The sequence below is a fragment of the Protofrankia symbiont of Coriaria myrtifolia genome, from assembly GCF_900634755.1.
In the GTDB taxonomy this organism is placed as follows: Bacteria; Actinomycetota; Actinomycetes; order Frankiales; family Frankiaceae; genus Protofrankia; species Protofrankia coriariae.
Map to the genome: position 1 here is coordinate 1 of NZ_CAAAFS010000104.1, position 2,084 is coordinate 2,084.

Below are 2,084 nucleotides of genomic sequence, written 5' to 3' on the forward strand. Positions count from 1 at the left end.
CGTGGGGTGGGTGTCGTCGGAGCCCCGCCACAGGTAGGCGGTCAGCCTGGCGCCCTCGGCGCGTTCGGTGGCCGGATCGGCCGGCGGCGGCCAGCGCAGCTGGGTGTAGAGCAGGACGCGGTGCTGGTCGTAGGCGGCCTCGACCAGGTCACCGAACGTCTGCGCCCGGGCCGGGACCACCAGCGTCACGCTGCCGACGGCGACGGCGAGCCCGACGGGCAGCGCCAGCCAGGTGAGCGGCGTGAACGCGCAGAACAGCAGCCCCCACACCGCGGTGGTGACCGCCGCGTCCAGGCTGGCGCGGGCGGCGAGCAGGTCGGCGCGGGTGGTCTCGGGCAGCGCCGGCCACAGGATGATCGTGTCCAGGCCGTACTTGTCCAGCGGGCGGCGTTCGGCGGCGCGCAGGATGTTCCCGATCGGAGTGGGCAGGAAGTAGCCGGGTGCGGCCGGGCGGCGCCGGCGGCGGCGTTCCAACCGGGTGTAGGCGGCGAGCTCGTCGACGGTGGGGGTGTTCGGCGGGCGGACGCGGGCGTAGGCGGCCTGCCAGGCGGGCTGGTCGGTGGCGGCGCGGGCCGCGAGCCAGCCGGCCAGCCGGCGGCGGAGCGGGCCGGCCCAGGCGGGCCAGTAGCCCTCCAGCAGCCGCAGCACCGGGGTGGCGCCGCGGGCGACGAGGATGCCGGAGGCGAGCACGGCGAGCAGGACGGTGAGGATGGCGGCGGTCTGCACGGCCGGGGACTGCCGGTCCAGCCAGTCGGTCTGTTCACTCAGCGTGTGTAGGCCGCCGCGGTGGCGGGTCCAGGCGGCCAGCCCGGCCAGCCAGAAGACCAGCGCGGGGGCGGTGACGGTGGCCCAGCGGTCGGCGAGCTTCCCCCCGACCGCATCCCAGAACGCCCCCAGCATCGGGTGTCAGCCTCGCACCAGGCTGACCTGATGGGTGGGACACTGCGGGACCGCGACGCCGAGGTCAGGCCGGTACCAGGCATAGTCGCCGTGCGGGCAGACGTAGCGGCTGGCCTCGACCGGGCCGGGATCGCCCGGCAGGACGAGCGCGCCACCGGTCTGCCGGTACAGGTAACGGGGCTGGAAGTAGGGCGGCCGGTGGCGTGGCGCGTCCTCCAGGACCGTGCGGAGGAACCACGCGGTGGTCTCGTCCCCGTCAAGCAGCTCACGGAGCCGGCCGGCGACCGCCGCCTGGCCGGCGCCGGCCGGCTGGCCGGCAGTGGTGCCGGAGGCGGTGAGCTGGTCGGCGAGGCTGCGGTCCAGGTTGGCGGCGGCCGGGCCGACCAGCTTGTGCAGATGGGGGCGGATCGCCCGGGCCGCCTCCAGCACCCCCTCGACCTCGTCCGCTCCGCTGTCGTCGGTGCTCATCGGTTCTCCTTGTCGTACCGTGCGTCGTTTCTGCTCTGCCCGGGTGCCCCGGGTGCGTGCCATCCGGCCGAGGTGTGTGCCGGCCCGGGTGGGTGTGGGGGGTGTCAGGCGCCGGCGTGGATGTGTGACGCCCACACCGACGGCTCGTGTGGCCACCGGTCGCGGAGCTGCCGGGTTGCCGTGTGTACCGCGACGGCCACCGTGGCGGTGGCGGTGCCGGTGGCGGTGAGGGTGCCGGTGGCGCTGAGGGTGGTGTAGATGTGGTCGGCGATGTCCACGGCGTGCTGGTCGCTGATCGGCCATAGCGTCCCGATGACGTGCCGGTAGCCGGCGAGCTGGAACGCCGACGCCAGGTGGATCACCTCGTCGGCGAGTCGGCCGCCGGGGCGGGCGGTTTCACAGGCCGACAGGAACGCCAGCTGGGCGCGGTCGAGGCGTAGCCGGGCGACGTCCACGACCGTCAACGGCTGCTGCTGGTGGTCGGTGAGCAGCAGCCGGCTGGCCGAGGGGTTGGCCAGGTTGGCGGTGCCGTGGCAGGCGAAGTGCGCCCACCGGGCGGCCGGTAGCGCCGCCGTCACCGTGGCCCGGGTGGCGTCGTCCCCGACCAGCGCCTGGACCCGGCCGGGGAACCGTTCCCGTAGCCGGCGGATCTCCTCCGCGGTGCCGGGCAGGTCGGACGCGCCGGGGTGGGGTGGGGCATCCCGACTGCCACGATC

3 protein-coding genes are annotated in these 2,084 nt (G+C 75.3%); all 3 read right to left on the reverse strand.

Annotation, left to right across the window (positions count from 1 at the left end):
• On the reverse strand, nucleotides 1-900 hold a 900-nt coding region (locus CM1CMNOD_RS05880), incomplete at its 3' end, for a hypothetical protein (protein WP_131773877.1).
• A 6-nt stretch (nucleotides 901-906) separates the two neighbouring features.
• A complete protein-coding gene (locus CM1CMNOD_RS05885) occupies nucleotides 907-1,368 on the reverse strand; it encodes a hypothetical protein (protein ID WP_013872763.1) in 462 nt (153 codons plus the stop codon).
• A 104-nt stretch (nucleotides 1,369-1,472) separates the two neighbouring features.
• On the reverse strand, nucleotides 1,473-2,084 hold a 612-nt coding region (locus CM1CMNOD_RS05890; protein WP_131773878.1), incomplete at its 5' end, for a CHAT domain-containing protein.